Origin of the sequence: Desulfocurvus sp. (assembly GCF_023230885.1) — a bacterium.
In the GTDB taxonomy this organism is placed as follows: domain Bacteria; phylum Desulfobacterota; class Desulfovibrionia; order Desulfovibrionales; family Desulfovibrionaceae; genus Desulfocurvus.
The window spans coordinates 1-5,148 of the sequence record NZ_JALNWM010000227.1; the positions used below are offsets into that span (position 1 = coordinate 1).

General features: G+C 67.2%; 5 protein-coding genes and 1 pseudogene. All 6 read right to left on the reverse strand.

Going from position 1 to position 5,148, the window contains the following annotated elements:
- Positions 1-251 (reverse strand): annotated as a pseudogene (locus tag M0P34_RS13570) (hypothetical protein); the annotation flags it as partial.
- A gap of 36 nt (positions 252-287) precedes the next feature.
- Entirely contained in the window at positions 288-674 is a 387-nt protein-coding gene (locus M0P34_RS13575; protein ID WP_291500052.1) for a chemotaxis response regulator CheY, read from the reverse strand.
- A 15-nt stretch (positions 675-689) separates the two neighbouring features.
- Positions 690-1,478, reverse strand: coding sequence for a FliA/WhiG family RNA polymerase sigma factor (locus M0P34_RS13580; protein ID WP_291500054.1), 789 nt, complete (start codon positions 1,476-1,478; stop codon positions 690-692).
- Positions 1,432-2,217 (reverse strand): MinD/ParA family protein, encoded by a 786-nt coding sequence (locus M0P34_RS13585; RefSeq protein WP_291500057.1) that lies wholly within the window; start codon positions 2,215-2,217, stop codon positions 1,432-1,434. Before M0P34_RS13585 ends, M0P34_RS13580 begins: the two co-directional genes overlap by 47 nt.
- A 55-nt stretch (positions 2,218-2,272) precedes the next feature.
- Positions 2,273-3,361, reverse strand: coding sequence for a hypothetical protein (locus M0P34_RS13590; protein ID WP_291500059.1), 1,089 nt, complete (start codon positions 3,359-3,361; stop codon positions 2,273-2,275).
- 38 nt (positions 3,362-3,399) lie between these two features.
- A partial coding sequence (locus M0P34_RS13595; protein WP_291500061.1) for a flagellar biosynthesis protein FlhA occupies positions 3,400-5,148 on the reverse strand: 1,749 nt, incomplete at its 5' end.

The following is a 5,148-nucleotide window of genomic DNA, read 5'->3' on the forward strand; positions in this document are numbered from 1 at the left end:
ATCTTCCTGCGCCGGAACCAGGGGAGGCCGTCGCCGGGCGGGGGCTCCAGGGCGACAGGGGCGGCGGGCTCCTCCTCGGGCTGCTCCTCCTCCTCTTCCTCTTCGTCCTCGTCGAGGAAGGGGGCGTCCTCAAGGTCCAGTTCGACCTTCTGCTGCTCCCTGGGGAGCCCGGCGGCCAGCTCCTCGACATCGAGCTCGGCCTTGGCGGCGTCGCCGTCAAAGCCGTCTGCGATGCTGTCGCCGGGAACCATGAGGACCTCCGCTGCGCAAGGCGCCTGCGCGGGGCGCTACTTGCGTTCGAAGATCTTGTCGATCTTCTGGGAGAGGGTCTCGGCGGTGAAGGGCTTGACGATGTAGTTGGAGACCTTGGCCTGGACCGCCTCGATGATGTTCTCCTGCAAGCCCTCGGCGGTGACCATCAAAAACGGGATGTGCTGGAACTCCTCGCTGGCCCGGACCTTGCGGAGTAGGTCGATGCCCGGCATCTCGGGCATGTTCCAGTCGGACACGATGAAGTCGATCTTGTCCTTGTTGAGGATTTCCCAGGCGGTGCTCCCGTCGTCGGCTTCGACGATATTGTTGAAACCGAGCTGGCGCAGGATGTTTTTGATGATCCGGCGCATGGTCGAAAAGTCGTCCACGACGAGTACCCGCATGTTCTTGTCGTAAGCCATGAAAAGTCTCCCGCTCTAATCAAGGCCGTATGCGGCCCGGAATTTGTGTCGCAGTTTCCTGAGGGCCTGGGAGTGGAGCTGGGAAACCCGCCCCTCGGTGATGCCCATGACCTCCGCAGTTTCCCGCATGTTCAACTCGTCGCTGTAATAGAGGGATAATACCAGTTTCTCCCGGAGGGTCAACTCGTCTATCAGCTTGGCGATTTTGTCAACAACATCCTGCATGGCCGCCGAGCGGTAGGGTTCGTTGTCGTTGTGGGCCCCGTTCTCGGCGCAGAAGTGGTCCTGGATGGTTTCAAGGCTCAGGCAGAGCTGGTTTTGCAGGGCGGCCAGCCCGGACTCCACGTCCTTGCGCGACAGGCCGGTTTCGCGCATGAGCTCCTCCTGGGTGGGCTTGTGCCCGGTTTGGCGCTCCAGGGTCAGGGTGGCCTCCTCCAGCTGGCGCACCCGGGCCCGCAGCCCGCGCGAGAACCAGTCCATGCGCCGCAGCTCGTCGAGCATGGCGCCCTTGATCCGGTTCTCCGCGTAGGTCTCGAACTTGATGTTCAGCTCGGGCTTGTACTTGCGCAGGCATTCGATGAGCCCCAGGGTTCCTGCGGAGATCAGCTCGCCCAGGTCGACCTGCTGGGGCAGCTTGCCCTTCAGGCGCAGGGCCAGGATCTTCACCTTGGGGGCGAAGTGCCTGGCGATGGCGTCCTGCTCCCGGGCGTTGAACTGCGTCCACGGACACTCCCCGGTTTCGAGGAGCTTCCACGGCTCAGTTCTGGAAGAGGAGCTTTTTCCAGAAAAACTTAATGTTTCCATCGAGCTGTGTGGCTCCCTTCCATGAGGTTACCTTCCTGGCGACCGCCGCCAGGGCGGTGGCGGCCGGGCCCTGCGGGTCCAGCACGGCAAACGGCGTCTGGCGCACCACGGCTGCGCGCACTCCCGGGTCGAAGGGCACCACTCCCGCCAGATCCAGGGAGACGCCCGACAGGAAATGGTCGCACGCGGCGTGCAGCTTGGCGTAGACCTCGCGTGCGGCCTCGGGGGTGCGGGCCATGTTCACCAGCACCCGGAAGCGCTCCACCCCGTGCTCGGCCTTGAGCACCTTGATCAGGGCGTAGGCGTCGGTGAGCGAGGTGGGCTCGGGGGTGAGCACCAGCAGCCGCTCCTGCACCGCGAGGTTGAAATACAGGACGTTTTCGTTGATGCCCGCGCCGGTGTCCACGATGAGAAAGTCGACCCGGTCATCCATGCTGTCCATGGATTCCAGCAGGTCGAGCTTCTGCCCGGTGTGCAGTTCGAGCATCTCGCCCACGCCCGAGGCGGCGGGCAGGATGGAGAAGCCGTGGGGCGTGGGCATGAGGATGTCGGCCAGCTCCGCCCCTTCCTGGAACAGGTGGAAAAGGTTCTTTTCCGGGGTCAGGCCCAGGAGCACGTCGACGTTGGCCAGCCCGAGATCGGCGTCGAGCAGGACCACGCGCTTGCCCGCGCGGGCCAGCAGGCAGGCGAGGTTCACGGAGATGTTGGTCTTGCCGACCCCGCCTTTGCCGGAGGTCACGGAGAGGACCTGCGGCGTGGCCTGGGCGCGTCCTGCGCGGGGGGCTGGCCTTTCCTTAGTGAGCGTATCGGCCACGGTTTTCCTCGATGGGGCTTTGCGGCAGCTCGTGCTTGAACAGGAGCTTCCAGAGCATGATCGCCTTGGCCGGAACCAGGGTGCCCCGCAGGCCGGACCCGAAGGACAGGGCCGACACGGGCAGGCCCGTTGCGTACGCGGCGTTGACGATATCCCCGTAGTTACAGGCTTCGTCGAGCTTCGTCCAGACGAGGGACGCCGTTTTCGGGGATTTGTAGACCCGCAGGTAGCTGGAGAGCTGCGCGCTGGCGTACAGCGGCGAGAGCACCAGGTGCACGGCCAGGTCGTCGCGCTCGGACAGGCCGAGCAGCTTCAGGTAGCCCTCCAGGGTCAGCCCCGCGCCCACGGGAGGCAGGTCCAGGAATACCTTGTCAAACTTTTGTCCGGCGGCGAGCACACCCGCCAGATCGCGCGGGCTTGCGGCCTCGCGGAATGTGATCCCCGACAGCTCGGCGTAATGCTTGAGGAACATCCGCCCCTTGGCCTGGGCGGCGTCGGCGTTGACCAGCAGGATGCGCGCCCCGGGGCGGGCCTGCTGGCAGGCCAGGGCCATGCGCAGCAGGGTGGTGGTCTTGCCCGAGCCGCTGGGGCCGACCACGGCGTGCAGGCGCTGGGGCCAGTGGCGGGCGTCCAGGGGCGCGGCGGCGACCATGACCCCCAGGGGCGCCAGGATGGACGCCTGGCGGTCGGCCCTGAGGGCCGCGGCCAGGGCCATGACGGCGCCCTCGCCCACGCCCTCGCCCTCCAGGTGCTCCAGGGCCTGGCGCTGGCGCGGGGCCAGGGCGCCCAGGTCGAGCTGCGGGCGCATGAGCGCCGTCAGGTGGGCCTTGATCTGGTCCCACTCGCGGTGCCATTCGCCCCAGCCCGGGGCCGGGGCCTCGTCGGGGGCCGGGGCGGCGGGCCGGGCCTTGGGCGGCTGGGAGTCCAGGGCGGCGGTGACCTCGCACCAGCTCCGGCCGCCTTCGGCGCACTTGCGGGTGGAAAGGATCACGGCGTCGCCACCCAGCTCGGCCTTGACCCGGGCCATGGCGGAGGGGGCATCCTTGGCGGTGAACGTCTTAACCTGCATGGGGCCTGTCCGTGCGGTCTGTGGGTTGCGGTCTCAGCTCAGTTGCCATTGCCCGGCATGTCGACGTGGGCCAGGGTTTGCAGCTTCACGTCCGCCGGTATCTCGGCCTGGGAGATCACCGGCAGGTTCGGGATGAACCTATGCAGCAGCTGTGCCAGGTGCGGGCGAACGGCCGGGGTTGCCAGCAGCGCGGGCTGGCCGTCGGTGTTCACGGCGCGCTCGGCGGCGTCGTTGATCAGGTTGATGATCCGCTGGGCCAGGGCCGGGTCCATGGCCAGGTAGGCCCCGTGTTCGGTCTGGCGCAGGTTTTCGCTGAAGGCCTTGTCGATGCGGGGCGCCAGGGTCACGATGGGCAGGGTGCCCTTGGAGTCGAGGTAGGGCTTGATGATGGTCCGGCCCATGCGCGAGCGCACATACTCGGTGAGCTGGTCGGTGTCCTTCACCGAGCGGCCGTAGTCGCCCAGGGTTTCGACCACCGTGAGCAGGTCGCGCACGGAGATGTGCTCGCGCACCAGGTTCTGGAGCACCTTCTGCACCGCGCCCAGGTCCATGGTTCCGGGCACCAGCTCCTCCACGGCCTTGGGCGCGCGCTTGGCCAGGTTGTCCAGCAGCTCCTGCACCTCCTGGCGGCCCAGGAACTCGTGCAGGTTGCGCTTGAAGACCTCGGTCAGGTGCGTGGCGATGACCGTGGAGGGGTCGACCACCGTGTACCCGGCGAGCATGGCCTCCTCCTTCTGGGCTTCGGGAATCCACAGCGCCGGGAGGTTGAAGGCGGGCTCCACGGTCTCGATGCCCTGGATGCGATGCTTGGCGTCGCCGGGGTCCATGGCCAGGTGGTGGTCGACCATGATCTCGCCGGTGGCCACCTGGTTGCCCTTGATGAGCACGGAATACTGCCCGGGCTTGAGCTGGAGGTTGTCGCGCAGGTGCAGCGAGGGCACCACCACGCCCATGTCCAGGGCGAACTGGCGGCGGATGGAGCGGATGCGCGCCAGCAGGTTGCCGTCCTGCTCCTCGTCCACCAGGGGGATGAGCCCGTAGCCGACCTCCAGTTCGAGCACGTCCAGGGGCAGCAGGGTCTGAACCTCCTCGGGGGTGTCCAGGGCCTGGGGCGCCTGGGCCCTGGCGCGCGACTCCTCGCCCTGGCTCTCGCGGTGGCGGGCCGACAGGGTGGACAGGAAGTACACCAGCCCCGCCAGGGCCAGGAAGACGAGCATGGGCATGCCCGGCACCAGGGAGAAGACCACCAGGATCACGGACACGAGCTTGAGAGCCCGGGTGTGGAAGGTGAGCTGCGCCAGGAACTCCTGGCCCATGCGCGCCTCGGCCGCCGCGCGCGAGACGATGATGCCCGCGCTGGTGGAAACGATGAGCGAGGGGATGGTCGAAACCAGGCCGTCGCCGATGGTCAGCAGGGTGTAGGTCTGGGCCGCGTCGGACCAGCTCAGGCCCTTTTGCAGGGTGCCGATGAGGATGCCGCCCACGAGGTTGATGGCCGTGATGAGGATGCCGGCCTTCACGTCGCCGGACACGAACTTGCCCGCGCCGTCCATGGCGCCGTAGAAGTCGGCCTCCTTGCGGATGGCGTGGCGGCGCGTGGTGGCTTCCTTCTCGTCGATGAGCCCGGCGTTCAGGTCGGCCTCGATGGCCATCTGCTTGCCGGGCAGGCTGTCCAGGGTGAAGCGCGCCGCCACCTCGGCGATGCGCGTGGTGCCGTTGACGATGACCATCTTGTTCAGCGCGAACAGGATGAGGAAGATGACGATGCCCACGATGTAGTTGCCGCC